Source organism: Armatimonadota bacterium (assembly GCA_023511795.1).
Lineage (GTDB): Bacteria > Armatimonadota > UBA5829 > DTJY01 > DTJY01 > JAIMAU01.
On record JAIMAU010000009.1, the window covers coordinates 56,243 to 74,117 of the forward strand.

Genomic DNA, 17,875 nt, shown 5'->3' on the forward strand with positions numbered 1-17,875 from the left:
TTCGATGGGATTCTAGCTATGGACTACGTCTCATTCGCGCAAGATGTCGTCAAACAAGCAATTCGTGCTGGTGCGCACGAAGTAGATGTGTATATTCAAACTGGCGATGACTTTGAAGTGGAGGTCAGACTCGGCGAAATTGAAGAGCTAACACAGGCATCTTCGAAGGGTCTCGGACTCCGCGTCTTTGTGGATAAGCGAATGGCTTTTGCAAGCACAACCGATCTCCATATGCCAGTTGTCAGCGATTTAATCAAGACAACCGTCCAGCTTGCAAAGGCGGCAAATAGAGATAAGTACAACGGCCTTCCTGACGTCGGTCCTGGGGCCGTTCCCGACCTAAAACTCTTCGACCCGGCTCTAGTAGCATTGCCAATTGAGGAACGAATCAGGATGGCAAGGGAAACCGAGAAGGCATCTCTCGAGTTCGACCCACGGGTGACAAGCAGTTATGGAGCAGGCTTCGAAGCATATTCAGGCAACAGAGTCCTAGCAAATTCAAACGGCATAGCATACACTTATTCCAGCACACACTGTTCGATATCGGTAGCGCCGGTTGCGGAAGAAGATGGTAAGAAACAAATCGGAGGAGCATACTCTAGCAGACGGTTTCTTGCCGAGCTAGCCTCGCCAGAGGAAGTTGGACGCGAAGCAGCTCAGAAAGCTGTCGAAAAATTGGGCGCACGAAAGGTTGAGACACAAAAGGTGCCGGTCGTGTTCGATAGAATGGTTGGCCCAGACCTTTGGGGGCCTGTTTTCTCTGCACTAGACGGAGATTCGGTTCACAAGGGCATCTCCTTTCTCAAGAAAAAGCTTGGAAAGCGAATCGCATCACCAGTGGTTTGCATCGTGGATGATCCACTCATGCCAGGCGGCGTGGGCTCAATGCCTTTTGATGGCGAAGGGATACTTACATCCCGCAAGATTGTTATTGAAAATGGCGTGCTTCAAATGTATTTTTATGATACACGGACTGCGCGTAAATATGGGAAACAGCCCACCGGGAATACTAGGCGAGGCTACTCAGGAACGCCACATATATCTCCTAGCAATTTCTATCTCAAGCCAGGCGAGAAATCCAGAGACGAAATTATTCGTGGAATAAAAAAAGGCTTTTATGTCACCGATACCATCGGCAGAGGAGCAAATATTGTTACGGGCGACTTTTCCGTAGGAGCAACGGGAATATGGATATGCGATGGAGAGCTTGCCTTCCCAGTTCAGGAAGTAACGATTGCTGGAAACATGCTTGAAATGATGCTCAATATAGAAGAAGTTGCTAACGATATTCGATTCGTATCAAATATAGCTAGCCCTACCTTCAAGATCGCCGAAATGATGGTGGCGGGGAGGTAGAACATAGGTTGGAAAAGCGGCGGCCGGAGAAATATCTCTCAGGAGTCACCCTTAGGGCAGTCATTATTGCGCTGATTCTCATTCCTTTTAATAATTACTGGATTTTCCTCACCGAAATCGTCCGCTATGCAGGCCATCCAACAACCATATCGCTTTTCTATAATGCTGTGTTTCTTCTTCTGGTGCTCGTTGGTTTGAACATGCTCCTCAGACGATTCGTCCCTCGCTGGGTTTTCTCGCAAGGAGAGCTGCTGACAATCTATGTGATGATAAACCTTGCTTCGGCAATGGCAAGCCACGACATGATCCAGGTTCTTGTTCCGGGCATGAGTTACCCATTCAGGTTTGCCACGCCAGAGAACCGCTGGGCAAGTCTTTTCCTCGACAAAATACCAAAGTGGCTGTCGGTTAGCGACAAAGAAGTGCTAAATGGATTCTATCAGGGAGCAAGCACTCTATATACAAAGAAAACCCTCCTAGCTTGGGCAGTTCCAGTGACGATGTGGTTGCTTTTCCTGATGGCTTTAATATGGGTTATGCTTTGCCTTACCGTTCTGCTTCGAAAGCAATGGACTGAGCGTGAGAAGCTGACATATCCCCTTGTGCACCTTCCAATGGATCTTTCAACCGAGAAAACAAGCTTCTTTCGCAACAAGCTTTTTTGGGCCGGGGTGGCAGTAGCAGTCGCTATTGATATGCTACAGGGTCTCCATGTGTTATATCCATCAATTCCTGGATTGCGAATAAAGGGCATCAACATCGGAGAGTACATTGTCAACCCCCCTTGGAATGCCATAGGCTGGACACCTATGCATTTCTACCCGTTCGGCATTGGTCTAGGAACACTGCTTCCCCTGGACCTTTCTTTCTCGTCTTGGTTTTTCTTCCTTTTTTGGAAAATGCAAATAGTTGCGGCGGCAGCATTTGGGTGGAACCAAATTCCTAGGTTTCCTTATATCAATGAACAGTCGTTTGGTGCATACATGGGCATTTGCTTATTCGCAATATGGGCTAGCAGAAAGCATGTTGCCAGCGTTTTATCGAGCCTCTTTCTAAAAAAGGAAGTGGATGATGAAGGAGAACCACTCAGGTACCGCACAGCTAGCATCGGTGCACTTATCGGACTAGCTGTTTTGATGATATTTGTCCGGGCAATGGGGATGTCGTGGTGGCTCATTGTTGCTTTCTTCCTAATATATTTTGCCATGTCTATTGCCATTACCCGCATGCGGGCTGAACTAGGTCCACCTGCTCATGACCTGCACGCCGCTGGGCCAGATACAATTCTGCCATCAATTATCGGGCCTTCCAAGCTTGGCACTCCAAATCTCGTTGTTCTCTCAATGATGTTTTGGTTCAACCGTGCTTACCGGTCACACCCAATGCCAATTCAGCTTGAGGGGTTCAAGATGGCAGAGCGTGCGTCAATGAGTTACCGAAGGCTTTTTGGAGCTATCATACTAGCCACTTTGTTTGGAGCTATTGCTGCGTTTTGGTCTGAATTGCATATCTACTATCAGGTTGGCGCAGGTGCCAAGATGGGTCCTCCAAACGTGCCGTTAATTTTCGGGAGCGAACCATATAATCGCTTAGATGCATGGCTGAAAGGTGCGCCACCACCAAGCGGAAATATTGCTTGGGCAATTACAATTGGGCTTCTTTTAACTATAATATTAAACTCTTTAAGAATGCGGCTGCCTTGGTTTCCATTTCATCCTGTCGGCTATGCAGTATCTAGTAGTTGGTCGATGAATCAGCTGTGGATGTGCATGTTCATCGCATGGGCGATTAAACTAATTCTCTTGCGTTATGGTGGTTTGAAGCTTTACCGCCAAGCCGTTCCCCTTTTCCTCGGCGTTATCCTCGGCGAATGCGTGATGGGCAGCCTGTGGACAATCATAGGCATCGCCCTTCATGTTCAGACTTACGCCTTCTGGCCATAAAGTTATTAACTTTTCTAGAGAAAATCACCCCAAATTGCCGATAATCAGAATAGCAGGCGTTATCTCCAACCGTTTGCCGCAAACAAATTGTGTGTGAAAGGCATGGCAAATGTATGGAATAAACCTGTAGAAGCGGAGATTTGCGGGCCTCCGGCAAGGGACGTTCCTTTTTGTCAGGAGCCGCAGCCGGTATCTGATTGGCGAGAACCAAAAATTTTCAAGGAGGTGTACGAAAGTACATGAAGGCACTCAGAAAGATGAAACGTGGTGAGAGGGGCTTCACATTAATCGAGATTATGATCGTAGTCCTGATCATCGGAATCTTGCTTGCGATTGCAGTTCCGAACTTTATCAAGGCGAGAGAAACCTCCCGGGCGAAGAGCTGCATTGCAAATCTAAAGCAGATTGACGCTGCCAAAGAGCAGTGGGCTATGGACAACAAGAAGACGACTGGTGACGAGCCAGCATGGCCAAGTGATTTGGTGGGCGCTAACAAATACATCAAGGGTAATGAGCCCACGTGTCCATCAGGCGGCACATACACATGCAATCCAATCGGCACCGACCCGGCATGCAGCATCGGTGCTTCGTCAACTCCGCCGCACGTCTTACCATAAGGATAAACAAGTCGGGTAGGGGTTTGCATGGACCCCTACCCTTCAATCTCGCCAAATCAACCGGCGCCCGCGGTTACGGTGGACCTTGGCAGCGTCACCCGTTTCCGGGGGCTTTGCAATCTTAATTCTACTAAATCTACCGCCTCTGCCTTCCATTAAGGGGGTTAGATCATGACCGCATATTTTAAAACAATTCGCGGGCGGAAGGGCTTTACGCTTGTTGAGATTATGATTGTTGTTTTGATTATAGGTGTCATCTTGGCAGTTGCAGTGCCATCGTGGTTAGGTGCACGAGAAAGATCACAAGCACGAACGTGCCAGGGCCAGCTTAGAGAGATTAAGTATGCAAAGGAAAGCTGGGCTATGGATAACCATAAAAGAGCAGATGACATGCCCTCTCTCGATGACCTTTATCCAACCTATCTCAAAAGTAAGCCCGAATGCCCAGCAGGTGGGACATATACCATTGGCGCTGTGAATGAAGACCCAACATGTTCAATTGGCGGGAGACATTCGCTTGATTGGAGGTAATTCCGTGATTACAAAAGCGTTGAAACGGAAGTTATACAAGCAAGGCGGCTTCACATTGGTAGAGGTGCTTCTTGTTGTTTTTGTCCTAGCTCTGACAGCCCTAATTCTTGCAGCGGTGTTCCCATCATCGCAGGTTTCTAGAATTAAAGCTGCACATCTTTCTTATGCTGTAAGCTTGGCACATCAGAAGGTAGAGGAGCTTCGATCTGCAGGTTACAGCGGAGTTCTCGTAAGCCCAACCGTTGAAACTCCTTTACCAGAGCTTCCTAATGGTGTTCAGCGCATCACGGTCAGCCAATATGCTCCAAATATAAAAAAGATTGAGGTAAGTATTACTTGGGGAGGGTATCGCCAAGTTCAAGGTAGCACGAACTTGGTTACGCTAATATCTGACCATAGCTGAGGATAACAATGAGAAAGTTTGTTCCTTCCAAACGTAACGGAATGACAATGCTTGAGGTGCTCATTGCAACAGGGTTGCTTAGTGCAGCTCTAATTTCAACACTGGGTCTGTTAAACACTATGCTTAGCCTCTGGATGAAAGGTTCAAGCGGGACCGGAGCAAACATGTATGCAAGCCTGGCAATGCGCAGGCTTGTTCTTGATATACAAGAAGGCAGTAGCGCACAGGTGGTAAACGGCAATTTGGTTGTAAACTTTCCATATTACAGTGTTGCCACTGGCCAGTATATAAAGGGTCTCAGTGGGGTTACAGCGACCTACTATATCTCAGGCCCCACCGGTAGCGAATCAAGCGGTACCTATCTTTGGAAACAGGTGGGTACTAAGAAGACTCGCCTCGCACGAAATGTCGAAAGTATGGTTGTTTCGGTTACGGCAAATAAACTCGTTCGAATTACAATTACGGGGAGGGATCAAGAAGGCGGAGCTGTTAGTCCGAACCTTCTTCAGCAAAGTGTAAAGCTGCGAAACGGATGAATTTTTTCATAGGCGAGGGGTCGGTAAGTAATGCACCTTATCTCTGCAGTTTTTAGGTCAAACAAAGGTAGTGCGTTGATGACCAGTATTATAGTAATGATGCTGGTATCAATGCTGGGAATTTCGTATATTGCTCTCACTACTACAAACCTTGTTCGTGCCGGTCGTGATGAGCGGCGTGCCACGGCTTTCCATTTAGCTGAGGCTGGCTTAGACTACATGATAGAGAAGATAATCAGCGAGGCTCAGACAAACGGTGGTACAATTGTCGCAAAAGTGAACTACAACAGCACGCCTGTTCTGTCGGAACTTGTTAGTGGTGCAACAGGCGTTATAAATGTGGTTCCAGATGCTGGGCTGAATACATTTGCCACGATAACCTCCAGCGCAACATATCGCGGGATTACAGAAACTATTCGCGTTAGAGTAAAAATCCGTTCGGTTGGTGTCTGGGACAACGCTATATTTGCAGGAATTGGCCAGTCAGGCAAGGGCATCAATGGAAATGTCGATATTCGCGGTTCTATCCACATCCTTGGCGATGGTGAGCCGTTCTCCGACCTTAATGGCAACGGACGGCGGGATTCGGCTGAAACTTTTACAGATGATAATGGAAACGGAAAGTATGACGCGGGTGAGCCTTTTGTAGATACCGATGGCAATGGAATATGGAGTGATGCCGAGCCATTCCAAGATAACAACCTAAATGGCGTATATGACCAGCCGCTGACCGTAACCGACTTGGCTGGCGATTTAAGTGGGCGAGCGTTCATAGGGAATAACTATGCTGGCATGCCAGTGCTTCTTCAATCCAAGATACCTCCACTAACTCCCGAACCAGTTGCTGGCGAGATGGTGTATACATTAAACGCGGAAGTCAGGGTCAAGCATGGCAAGATAAACCTTTCGGGCACGGCGACGGTTGGAGATCCTAATATTTTTGGAAATTCCGTTAAAGAGACCATTGACGGCACGTACGTATCCGATGGATGGGGCGGAACCGCTGGGGCGGCGAATGTTTACTCTGATAATGGGTCTAGTCAGCGCTATGACCTTGGCGACAGGGTTTCATTTCCAAGCTTGTTGGATCCTTATACTGATCCTAGCACTGGCATCTCTTATACTACATATGCCGACTATCTAAGAGCAAAAGCCCTCACTATACCAATAAATAAAATAGATTCGACGGTACCAGCTTTTTCATTTTCGGATGGGACTAATTCCATTTCTTGGGATCCAATTTCAAGACGACTCAACATCACCGGAATAGTCCGCATTAATGGCAATCTGGATTTGAGCAGGAAAGATGGTTCGGTGATATTTGATGGTAAAGGAACTTTGTTTGTTGAAAATGACATTATGGTACATGGTAACGTGCTTCCGCTAGGCACTTTCCCCACAACCTCGGCGTTAGGTTGTATTGCTGGGCGTGACATAAATTTCGCCACTGGTGTGGGCGAGTCGCAACTTTATGCCGCAGGCGCATGGTTTGCTCAGCGTAAGATTGTGAGCGCCAAGCAAAGCCAGTTTGCAGGTACGTATGTTGCGAACTATTTTGATATGGGCACAAATGTTCCCAACATCTACCAAGTACCTGCGTTATCAAGAAATCTACCGCCTGGCATGCCAGGTGGTGACATCCGAATAGTAACTGCGCAAATTTTGAGCTGGAGGCATTTGTAATCTTATATGGTTTGACTTTCTTGTAGCGAAGCGTAAATTCTGGTATATTTTGAGTAGCTTTAAAAACTAGAGACCTTTCTCCGTATAGAACGGCGAAGGGTCTTTTCTTTCTACAATGAAGTTGGCAAGGCTGAGGGTTGGGTTTTTATTCTGCTTATTTATAATCGTGCTGGCGGTATTGGGGGCGGCATGGGCTGCACTTCAGCTTAAAAGCCAGGTAGTCTATTCTGGTGTTAGTGTTGCAGGATTAGATTTAGGTGGTTGCACGGTCCAGCAGGCACGAGATGCACTTTCTCGGAGGAGTGAAGAGATTGTCTCAGCAAGGCTGGTGCTTGCGTTTAAAGACCTAGAAAGGACTGCCACCATTGGTGAACTAGGTGGTAGGTTGGATGTTGATGCATGCGTCCGGGCGGCCCTTGCAGTTGGAAGACGCGGGAACATAATTCAGCGACTCAAAGAAATAATTTCTGCTGGACATAAAGGCAGAGATTTGCCCCTTGTCTTTGCTTTTGATGATGCAGTGCTCTTATCTTACCTTACCCCCATCGCTAGAAGAATTAACCGTCCACCGGTAGATGCTAGACTCAGCCTCAATTCAGGTTCGGTGCGAGTGGTACCAGAACAGCCAGGCTTGCGTCTAAACTTGGCGGAAAATGCATCTCATATCAAAAAAGGGGTAAATTCCGGCGCCACTTATATTCGGCTAATAACTGAGGTGGTGCCCCCAATGCTTAAGGCCGCTGACTTCAGTGGAATAGACGCCATTATCGCCTCTTATTCGACCTCCTATAAGACTTGGGAACGATCCAGGGCACACAATATAAAAAGAGCGTGCCGTGCGATTGACGGATTCCTGCTAAAGCCTGGGAAAGTGTTCAGCTACAATGCTGTGGTTGGCCCAAGATTGCGCAAGAATGGCTATTTGGATGCGCCGCAGTTCGTAAGGGGTAAGATAGTAGAAGGTATAGGTGGGGGTGTATGTCAAGTTTCAACCACATTATATAATGCGGCATTACTTGCGAATTTGAAAATTCGAGAAAGAAGTCATCACTCTCGGCCCGTTGCTTATGTTCCTCTCGGACGTGACGCGACAGTGGAATATGGATTGCTTGACCTAAAGTTTGAGAATACTACTAAAGCTCCGATATACATATCAGCATCCGCAGAAAATGGCCGCGTAACCATAAATATTTTTGGCAGGAGGAGCAACCAGCAAGTAGAAATTCTCACGTCAGGGCACAAATTAATACCTCCGAATGTCTATGAGCGTCAAGAAAGCCGATTAAAGCCGGGTGAAAGTGTTGTAGAACAACCTGGTAGGGAGGGACATCGCGTGGAAGTATATCGCATCACCAAAGTCGGCGGCAAAATTGTGCGGAGGGAATTAATTTCGCGAAACTACTACCCGCCTGAACCCCGCATAATTGCAGTTGGAAGAGCAATGTAGCGCCAAGCTAATTTGGATTCTTTCCCAAGGTAGGGGAAAGGTTGACAATCAGGTAATGGCTCACTATAATCTGAAGGGTTCTTAACATATGCTGAGTAGCTATTATTAGGAAAGGGGATTCATCAAAAATGCTTCGTGATTCTGAGCGAGCATTGAAAATGCTCAGGAGGCTTAGTTTGCTTGCAGTATTGGTGCTTGTAGGTCTGAGTTTGAGCGGCGTTGCCCAAGCAGCTGAGGCAATCGAATTGCCAGAATTTAACGAACTTGAGCTCGTGTGGCCTTCTGTTTGGGCTGTGTTTATTTGCGCGATTATAGGCCTACTCTTCGGCGCATGGTGGTTTGCCGCAATTATGAGAGAGAGCCCTGGCTCGCAAGGAATGATAGCTGTATCTAGAGCTGTACAAGAGGGCGCATGGGCTTATTTGAAGCGGCAGATAAAAACAATGATTTGGTTTGTTATCATCATCGCCATTGGACTTATATTTCTGTACAAAGGGCTGCCAGAATTTCAATATAGAGGGGCAGGCGGCATTCCTGTATACGTTGGCGTTGGCATAGCTTTCATTATGGGTGTGGCTGCATCATATCTGGCTGGTTTAGTCGGCATGATGATGGCCGTTCGAGCAAATGTCCGCGTCGCCAATGCCGCCTTATCCAGCTTTAAGCGTGCGCTCTATGTTGCATTTCGCGCGGGCGGCGTTTCTGGAATGGCAACAGTGGGGCTTGGGCTTCTTGGAGCATGTCTGGTATTCTTCATGTTCCGCGAGCAGTCGATGAAGGTGCTAATTGGCTTCGGGTTTGGCGGATGTTTGGCGGCACTGTTTATGAGAATTGGCGGTGGTATTTACACAAAAGCTGCCGACGTTGGCGCCGACCTCGTCGGTAAGGTTGAGAAAGGCATCCCTGAGGATGACCCGAGGAATGCAGCCACGATAGCCGACAACGTGGGCGACAATGTAGGTGACTGCGCCGGAATGGCGGCGGACGTCTTCGAATCCTATGAAGTTACACTTGTTGCGGCAATTATCCTGGGTGCGGCGGCATACCCCTTCTTGCAAACCGTGCCAGGGCTGAATGCGGTTGCAGCTGTGTTGGCACTCGTTGTTTATCCGTTGCTTATCCGCGCAGTGGGCGTTATCGCCTCAATCATAGGTGTGTATACCGTTCGGGGAAGAGATGACATGGCAATGAACCCAATGCATCCAATCAATGTCGGGTTCTTTATGTCTGCCTTATTCGCAACCATAGGGTTCTTTGGTATCTCCTACTATATTTTCGCGGTCAAGGTTCCAATTGCTGGGTTTGAATGGTGGAGATTTGCAGCTGCCAACCTTAGCGGTATCATCCTGGCATTAATTATTGATAAGTTGACCGAGTACTTCACTGCCATAGATAAGAAACCTGTCACCGAGACCGCCAGAGCGGCGAAGACAGGTCCGGCGACAATAATATTGAGCGGATTTGCCTCTGGTCTTGAATCAAGTGTGTGGGGTATAGTGGCTATCTGCCTTTCAATTCTTGCGGCTATGCTTCTATTTAAGGGCAATCCAGAATTTTCTGCTTATGGAATTGCGCTCGCGGGACTTGGTTTGCTTTCAACCACCGGTTTCATGCTGGCAATGGACACCTATGGCCCGATTTCCGACAATGCCAACGGCATTTTCGAAATGTCTGGGGCGCTGAAAGATGTAGGAGAAGAGAGCAATGCCCATAAAATTGTCGCCAAACTAGACGCGGTAGGTAATACAACCAAGGCTCTAACCAAAGGGCTTGCGATTGCCACAGCAGTGATAGCGGCGACGGCACTTTTCCGCTCTTTTATGGCTGATGCTGGGTTGCTCAATGTGGGCATCCGTGTCGATTTCACACAAGTCTTCATTGGACTTTTGATAGGCGGTGCTGTGCCATTCCTATTCTGTTCATTTGCTATCAATGCGGTTAGCCGTGCGGCATTCATGCTGGTGGAAGAGGTTCGACGGCAATTTCGTGAAATCCCAGGTATTATGGATTACGACCCGCGGAGCGGGTCTGACAGGGGCAAGCCTGATTATCAGAGATGTGTCGCTATCTCAACAGCGGCAGCACAAAAAGAGCTTATGAGTCCGGCAATCTTAGCAGTGAGTGCCCCGATTCTCGTTGCGTTTGGCTTGGGTTATGGAGACCCCTTGAGAGGTGCCGCGGCGCTTGGCGGTTTCTTGGCTGGTGCAATACTTACCGGCCAGCTTATGGCGGTATTGCTTGCGAACACCGGCGGCCTCTGGGATAACGCAAAAAAGAAGATTGAAGATGGTATGTTTGGTGGTAAGGGCACAGCAGAGCACAAAGCGGCAGTCGTTGGCGATACCGTTGGTGACCCATTTAAAGATACAGCTGGCCCAGCGCTTAACCCAATGATTAAAGTTATGAACCTGGTGGCAATCCTAATCGCTCCCATAGCTATTACCAACATAAGCAGTGGTGTTCGAACTGCAATCGTGATAGTAACGGCGATCGCCCTGGCGGGTGCGGTTCTTTGGAGCAAGCGCGGCGGAATCGAAAGCGCAGAAGAGATAGAAAAGGAGCTTGAAAAGGAAGAGAAAGTTCCAGAACCAGCAGGGCGGTGATTATAGGACTTAGCTAATATCAAAGAAGTTGTGGTTGGTATGTAGAAAGGCTAGGGCATCCCTAGCCTTTCCTATTTGCTTATGGCTAACTAGCGTAAATTGGTGCTTGTTCCAGTAACAGGTTACTTTCGGCTAGTAAACTCACCAGCATAGCCTTCTCGTAATTATATTCTGGGTCCACGAAGTAGGCTTCTAAGCAAGTGTCAAGTCGGCAACCACCGGTCGGTGGTCGGAAGCATTGGAGTCAACAACATAATAAGATTCCACTTTAAACCTTAAGTCTGCAAGAATAAAGTCAATTCGAGAAGGGATTGGTCCAATTAGAGTTGCGGCATGATCTTGCTCAAATTCAAGTGCAACATCCCATAGAACTGGATCGCTAAGCAAATTAGCCAATGTTTTTGAGCCTCTCACGTCGTTCATATCGCCGCAAAGAATTTTGGGTCTGCGGACGGAACGTGTGATTTCCGCCACTTTAAGAGCCTGCTCCACTCTAACTGGTTCTTCGGTGGAAAGGTGAGTGCAGAAAATTGTAACCTCTGAGCCATCGAGGGATGTAGTCACCTCAAGGAGACCGCGGGGTTCTCCTCCGCCAGGAAGTTGGTGAAATCTGCAGTGGATGACTGGTGGTTTTACAAGTATGCAGTTTCCGTACCAGCCGGAATCCAGCCTAAGGTTGCGTTGGAATACAGGATGCATGTCGAGGCGAATGCCGAGGAGCTTTGGTTGGTTTGCCAGCCAGCTTCTGGCTATGTGTTGGTCAACCTCCTGTAGGCAAATCACGTCCGCCCTGAGATGCGCCAAAACGTCCCCAACACGGCGTATGGAGCGAATTCCGTCCATGCCAAGCCCAGCTTTTATGTTGTATGTGACAATTCTAAACATTTTTTGTGCCTCGGAAGTTTATATTCCCACTCCTAATAAATTACATCATTCATGCAGTTCCAACGTCAAGGTGCCAAAATATTAAGTTATTTGGGAGGAGAAGGGTCGATTGGTGTTGAACATGTCATCGCCGCCGAGAAAGCAGGGTAAATGAATTGATAGCAATTCGAGAATTGATTTATTTTTTCTAGTGAGGAGGTGATTTGAAGTATGGCAAAAGAGGAAGGCATTCGGGTGGACGGAGTCGTAGAAGAGGCGCTCCCAAACGCTATGTTTAAGGTCAGGCTTGACAATGGTCATGAGGTACTTGCGCACATCTCTGGAAAGATGCGCATGCATTTTATAAGAATACTTCCAGGAGATAGAGTGCAAGTTGAGCTGTCGCCTTATGACCTTACCCGTGGCCGCATTACCTACCGCTATAAATGACATCAGTGCTTCGGAAACAGATTGCCAATAATAGTGCAGAGATGAGTGCGGTTGCGGCACCATAATAAAAAGGTGCCGATGGGCTGATGCTGTCCCATAGATAACCTGCGATTAGGCTGGCAGGAAATAGCGCCAATCCCGTCAGCATGTTGTATGCTCCCATGCCCGTCCCTCGGACTCCCGCTTCAATTAGATCAGATGCGAAGGCTTTCTGTACCCCGTGTGTCAAGGCGTTGTACAGGCCGTACATTCCAAAAAGTAGCCAAATAGTCACAGGGCTTCTTGCAAGGGCGAACCCAGTATAGACCAAGGCGAACAGCAGATATCCAGATAATACTACATTTCTTCGTCCGATTTTATCTGAAAGTGCTCCTGCTGCGGTTGCGAAGATTGAATCAACAGAATTAAAGAGGACATATACTAAGAGGGTTGAGGCCGCCGTAACCCCCACGTTTTTTGCTCGCAGTATCAAGAATGCGTCGCTTGAGTTGCCAATAGAAAAAAGTGTCGTAATTAATAAAAACAACTTGAATGGGCGGCTAAACCTGCCAATCCGCAGAGAAGGCATCTCTACTTTTTCGGAAGTTTCCCGCCTGGCTTCGCGCACGAAGGCAATGAGGATAAGCACTGCAGTCGCAGCAGGGATAAACGCGAGTAGAAATAACTCGCGATAGTTCTTGATGCCATACAAAATTAAAAGAAAAGCAATCAGTGGGCCAAGTGTTGCTCCAAGGCTATCCATTGCTCTATGCAAGCCGAATGAGATTCCGCGAGCCTCGGCGGAAGCAACATCAGCGATTAGTGCGTCCCTGGGGGCGGTGCGAATACCCTTTCCAAGGCGGTCCATAAACCTGATGCCAAAGACATAGTGCCAAGAGGTGGCAAGAGCAAGCAAGGGTTTACTAAGCGCCGACAGAGAGTATCCAGCAACGGTGAGCCATTTTCGGTTGCGCAGCACATCGCTCAGCCAGCCGGAAACTATTCTTAGGAGGCTCGCCGTACTTTCGGCGACTCCCTCTATCAGCCCCACAGCCAAAACTCTCGCATGGAGGGTTTCAGTAAGGAATAATGGTATAAGAGGGTATATCCCCTCGCTGGATATATCCGTTAGAAGACTGACAATGCCTAGCGTTATTACTGTTTTACTTATTCTTGGTGTCCGGTTTTCGCGCAACGATGTTTAACTCCTTCCTAGCCATTATAGTTTTTTCAATTAACGCAAGTCAAAATCTCTTAAGTGAACCGGTATAAAAGCAGTCTAATTGGGTATTTTATTTGTGATTTTTTTAAGCAAATTTATAACCGATAGTTGCAAATACTTAGTCAAACCTCTGAGATAACTACTAATAAAAATATTCCTTACTTGCAAGGATGCAATTAGATGCACATCAGCAGTCTTCGCAATAAACTTAGTTTAGCTGGTTTATTAATTGCAACACCCTTCGTTGTTTGTATTATCCTCATCCAGATATTCCATTTCAGAGAAGAAGTCAATGATGCAATTAAGGACCAGCAGGAAGTTGCAGGTGATATCGCACAAGCATATTCTAGCTACGTGGAAGAAATATTAGTATTAGAGAGTATTCTCGGCGAAAGGATAACCGAACAGCCTGGAATTTCTCCGTCCCAACTTCGGCACAACCTGTTGGATATTGTACTCTTTTGCCCAAAGGTGAAGCACATAGCCGTGGCTGACCCAAATGGTAGAGTAATAGCGAGTGACATCTCGCAAATGGAAGGCATGAATATCTTCCAATTTCTGCAAATAAAGCAAGAGCCTACACGCAAAGTCACACTTAGTAGTTCTTTTTATATGAAACCTTTAAATTCTGAGGTTTTTGCTATTTCTTTTCCAGTTCGAGATAGAAATAGACGACTCTCTTGCATAATTAGCGCATTGGTGGATGAGGAATCAATCAAGCAGTCTATAGTAGGACGCATGATGAACTCTGGGATGGTTGTTATTACGGATTCCAAAGGTGTGATAGCTGTTAAGAATAACATTGGTAGAAATTACCCTGGTCGCCAATGCTGGTTGCGTTACCCTCCTATACGCGAGGCACTTAGAGGTAGGTCGGTGATGGTTGAGAAGTTTCGGATTCCTTCGGGGCCGGTGGTGCTTGGAGCGGTGGAGCCAATTCGGGAGTTTAATTGGGCGGTAGGAGTGTTTTATCCCAGAGAAGAAGTGGTGGGTCCCGTGCGCCGCAAAGCTGCAATGTGGTTATTACTTACCCTGCTGTTTGTTGGGATAGCCCTGGGTGTTACGGGTTATCTGGGTAATTTATTAAGCAAGCCTTTGCTTGATTTGGTCAAGGCGGCACGGGCTTTTCAAGCAGGCGATATGAGCGTGCGAGCAGATGTTCGTACTGGTGATGAGATACAGCTTTTGGGGCAGAGCTTTAATGGAATGGCGGCGACGCTCCAGGAGCGCACAAACGAGTTGCACGAAGCCTTGAGGTCAGAGCGGAACAGGGCTACCGAGACATCTACTTTGTATACTGTAGCCCAAGGACTTATAGTTGCTGCAAATCTTGGTGAACGCCTGGAAATTATTGCGAGATCTCTAGCATCTTTCTGCAAACTTAAACGTTGTACTATTTTTCTCAGGCGTGGCGACAGGTTGATCGCCAGCGCTGGGTGGGGATTAATTCATCCTGAGTTGGTACATGGCATTACGATAGATATTTCAGAATCAGCTCAATTGGAACAAGAAACCATATTAGCGGGGAAGCCGGTCATCATTGAGGATATTACCAGTTGCGGTGTTTTGCCTATTGAATTTATTAAAAGTGTGAATTTGAAAGGTGGGCTGTTGCTCCCGCTAGTGAGAAGGCATCATGTAGTTGGCATTGCATTCCTTGATAATCCGGGAGAGGTGCCAATTTTAGACCAGCAAAAACTAGAGGGTGCCAGGCAACTTGCAGACCTTGCCGCTATTGCTATTGAGCATGCAATGGCTTCCCAAAAGCAGCGCAATATAGCCGAAGCACTTCAGAGCAGTATGCTTCCGACAATTCCTTCTAGCATTGGGGTTTTCAGCTTAGCCTGCCGCTATTATCCTGCTTTAGAAGAGGCTGAGCTTGGGGGGGATTTTTATGATTTATTGGCACTCCCAGGGGGGCAGATGGGACTAGTTATTGCGGATGTGGCAGGCAAAGGGCTCGAGGCTGCTGTGTACACAGCAATGGGCAAGTATACGCTCCGAGCGTTCCTATCCGAAGAGCCCTTTCCTAGTTCAGCGCTTACTCGTACTAACAACGCTTTGGTTCGGACAACCCAGGAGTGGGGGTTTGTCACTATGTTCCATGGCATACTCGATGTGGAAAATGGCCAGTTAGTTTATTCTAATGCTGGTCACCCACCTGCAATGCTTGTTCGCGAATCCGGAGAGATTGCAATGTTGCCCGCAGCAGACCGCCAACCTCCTCTTGGCATCTTCCCCGATATTACGTATGTTGATGAAACATTGGATATTTTGCCAGGTGAGATACTCGTATGCTATACCGATGGGATAATAGAAGCCAGGCGCGATGGTGAACAGTTCAGCATCGAGAGATTAGCAAGCGTGATAGCTGCCCATAAAAATGAGAACCCAAGCCAGATTGCTGATGCCATTTACGAAAGCATAATTGACTTTTCTCAAGGTGTTCTACAGGATGATATTGCTCTAATGGTGTTGAAGCGCGAACAGACTTAGGTTAAGCATTTAGGTTTTACTTGCTTACTTCCTCAATCAAGCGCCTGCGAGCTTCGCGAAACTCTGATGGGTCGAGTGTATAGTCGGTCATGGTTCGGACGACGGAATTGCAAATCTGTCGTGCTTTCCGAGGGTGCTTTTTCTCTAGCAACTTCAGAAGCTCGAAATCTTCAACTCCATCGCGGAGCGCCTCGAGTCTGATTGAACTCATAGATCCTCGCTTTCCAGGATATACGATATGTGAATCTCCGGGCGGTAGCCAGTCCGACTGCCAGTCAGTATACGGATCACCACGCCAGTAGTTGAACCCCCAGTGTAGATAGCCGGTAAGACCGTACTTGAAGTTCAACCAATGGAGCAGCCGCGTTCTGATGAGGTGAAAATCAAGCAAACGATTCATATACTTGCCCTTTGGGGTAAGACAAGTGTAAAACCATACTTCCTCGCCTAATGCTTGCCTTTCGCGGAAAAACTTCACGTGGCTTTCAAAGTGCTGGGGCAGTGGTACCCATATGTCAATTGCGCCAGCAATTTCATTTGCCGTGCATGCGTCGATGATTCTAAGTTTAGGTGCAAATTCCCGCACCCAAGATGATAATTTTTTGTAACTTTCCGCATTAGCTGGAATTGGTTCATCGGCAAGGTGCTGAATGTAAATGCCAATCCATCCCTTTTCTTCCAAATGCTTTTGAAGTGCGGGCATAAACCAGGAGAGGAACTGTTGCTCCTCTTCGGATGTAGTTTTAATTTTCGGGTTTGGCTTAATTGAACCGTCGGGGTTATAAATCCGGGGCCAATGAGCATCAAAGTCTTTTGCCTCCCACTCGCTCCTTCCGCCGAGGTGACCACCCTCGATTGTTCCGATTACTCCGGCTTTCTTAAAAAGCTCGACCCACCTATCGAAGCGTGAGAAATCAAGTGTTCGGTTGCCACTACTGTCATAGTGTACTGCAATCAAATCCATGATTGGGGTAATAACCACGTTCTGGCGATGTTCGGCCATGCATCTTGCATAAGCCTCAAGCATCTTCCAATATGGCTCACTCCACATTTCCAGCCCGTGAAACTTAGCAATATTGCTGTGGGAAAACCAGTTGGTGAGGTATAGCGTTCGTTCATCCGGCAGTGTTGCAGGGTAGACTTTGACTTCTAGGGGGGTGTTGACTTTGGTGGAATCTGCTTCGATTGTTATTTCGCCCCTGTAGATTCCCGGCTCGGCGTTCTTTGGAACATAGATAGTGAACCAAATTGGCTGATTTTGGCTTGCTTTGACCGAGACCGATTTTGCTTCGAGGAGAACATCTGGTATGTCCGACGGCGCTTGGGTAATGAGATATTCGGGTGGTGTTTCAGGAGTGCCTTTTTCGATGTGAACATAACCTACGAAGTGCGCTTCAACGCGTGGAGCTACCTTCGATGGGCCGGTGAATTGCGAGACCTTCACAGTGAGATTTTCTATGTTCCTATCCGGCGTGACAACCAACTGCGCGGATTCGTATTCGTTGCGAACAGCATCTATTTTTAGCGCGGCTAGGGTATCCGATGGAGGAGTGTCCGGAAATATTTTTATCAACGAATCTGCTAGCCAGACTTTTAATATTGGCTTTTCGGGCATTTTTTCCACCTCTTCCGCGCAAATGTTGAATTCGGCAAGCGCAAGCAGTATGCAGATAGGTAAAACAATCCTTCTTATAACCATGGTATTGTCACCCTAGGAATTTTCTCCGACGGTATAAGGAATCCTT

General features: G+C 47.5%; 14 protein-coding genes. 11 read left to right on the plus strand and 3 right to left on the minus strand.

Annotated elements, in window-relative coordinates:
• The first annotated feature begins 18 nt into the window (after nt 1–18).
• The 9 genes from K6T99_09100 (at nt 19) to K6T99_09140 (ending at nt 11,119) form a co-directional block, all read left to right on the plus strand.
• Nucleotides 19–1,356, plus strand: a complete 1,338-nt coding sequence (locus tag K6T99_09100; protein MCL6519978.1) for a TldD/PmbA family protein — start codon at nt 19–21, stop codon at nt 1,354–1,356.
• 8 nt (nt 1,357–1,364) lie between these two features.
• Complete coding sequence (locus tag K6T99_09105; GenBank protein ID MCL6519979.1) at nt 1,365–3,299, plus strand: hypothetical protein; 1,935 nt, start codon at nt 1,365–1,367, stop codon at nt 3,297–3,299.
• A 257-nt stretch (nt 3,300–3,556) separates the two neighbouring features.
• Nucleotides 3,557–3,916, plus strand: coding sequence for a prepilin-type N-terminal cleavage/methylation domain-containing protein (locus tag K6T99_09110; GenBank protein MCL6519980.1), 360 nt, complete (start codon nt 3,557–3,559; stop codon nt 3,914–3,916).
• A 171-nt stretch (nt 3,917–4,087) separates the two neighbouring features.
• Nucleotides 4,088–4,447: a prepilin-type N-terminal cleavage/methylation domain-containing protein gene (locus K6T99_09115; protein ID MCL6519981.1), complete on the plus strand. Its 360-nt coding sequence runs from the start codon at nt 4,088–4,090 to the stop codon at nt 4,445–4,447.
• A 4-nt stretch (nt 4,448–4,451) separates the two neighbouring features.
• Nucleotides 4,452–4,850, plus strand: coding sequence for a prepilin-type N-terminal cleavage/methylation domain-containing protein (locus K6T99_09120; protein MCL6519982.1), 399 nt, complete (start codon nt 4,452–4,454; stop codon nt 4,848–4,850).
• 8 nt (nt 4,851–4,858) lie between these two features.
• Complete coding sequence (locus tag K6T99_09125; protein MCL6519983.1) at nt 4,859–5,386, plus strand: hypothetical protein; 528 nt, start codon at nt 4,859–4,861, stop codon at nt 5,384–5,386.
• 78 nt (nt 5,387–5,464) lie between these two features.
• The gene (locus tag K6T99_09130) at nt 5,465–7,069 is read left to right on the plus strand and encodes a hypothetical protein (GenBank protein ID MCL6519984.1); all 1,605 of its coding nucleotides are present in this window, start codon (nt 5,465–5,467) and stop codon (nt 7,067–7,069) included.
• A gap of 115 nt (nt 7,070–7,184) precedes the next feature.
• A complete protein-coding gene (locus K6T99_09135; GenBank protein ID MCL6519985.1) occupies nt 7,185–8,516 on the plus strand; it encodes a VanW family protein in 1,332 nt (443 codons plus the stop codon).
• A gap of 158 nt (nt 8,517–8,674) precedes the next feature.
• A complete protein-coding gene (locus K6T99_09140; GenBank protein ID MCL6519986.1) occupies nt 8,675–11,119 on the plus strand; it encodes a sodium-translocating pyrophosphatase in 2,445 nt (814 codons plus the stop codon).
• Nucleotides 11,120–11,311: 192 nt separating this feature from the next.
• On the opposite strand, the gene K6T99_09145 is transcribed toward K6T99_09140, so the two are convergent.
• Entirely contained in the window at nt 11,312–12,004 is a 693-nt protein-coding gene (locus K6T99_09145; GenBank protein MCL6519987.1) for an endonuclease/exonuclease/phosphatase family protein, read from the minus strand.
• 210 nt (nt 12,005–12,214) lie between these two features.
• Here K6T99_09145 and infA point away from each other — a divergent pair, with 210 nt between their 5' ends.
• Nucleotides 12,215–12,433 (plus strand): translation initiation factor IF-1, encoded by a 219-nt coding sequence (infA, locus tag K6T99_09150; GenBank protein MCL6519988.1) that lies wholly within the window; start codon nt 12,215–12,217, stop codon nt 12,431–12,433.
• On the opposite strand, the gene K6T99_09155 is transcribed toward infA, so the two are convergent.
• Entirely contained in the window at nt 12,414–13,607 is a 1,194-nt protein-coding gene (locus tag K6T99_09155; GenBank protein MCL6519989.1) for an MFS transporter, read from the minus strand. The two genes, infA and K6T99_09155, sit on opposite strands and share 20 nt — an antisense overlap.
• 207 nt (nt 13,608–13,814) lie before the next feature.
• On the opposite strand from K6T99_09155, the gene K6T99_09160 reads away from it, so the two are divergent.
• The gene (locus tag K6T99_09160; protein ID MCL6519990.1) at nt 13,815–16,130 is read left to right on the plus strand and encodes a SpoIIE family protein phosphatase; all 2,316 of its coding nucleotides are present in this window, start codon (nt 13,815–13,817) and stop codon (nt 16,128–16,130) included.
• A gap of 16 nt (nt 16,131–16,146) precedes the next feature.
• Here the strand turns inward: K6T99_09160 and K6T99_09165 are convergent, their stop codons facing one another.
• On the minus strand, nt 16,147–17,829 hold the full coding sequence (locus K6T99_09165) for a DUF4091 domain-containing protein (GenBank protein ID MCL6519991.1): 1,683 nt from the start codon (nt 17,827–17,829) through the stop codon (nt 16,147–16,149).
• Between the last annotated feature and the right edge of the window lie 46 nt (nt 17,830–17,875).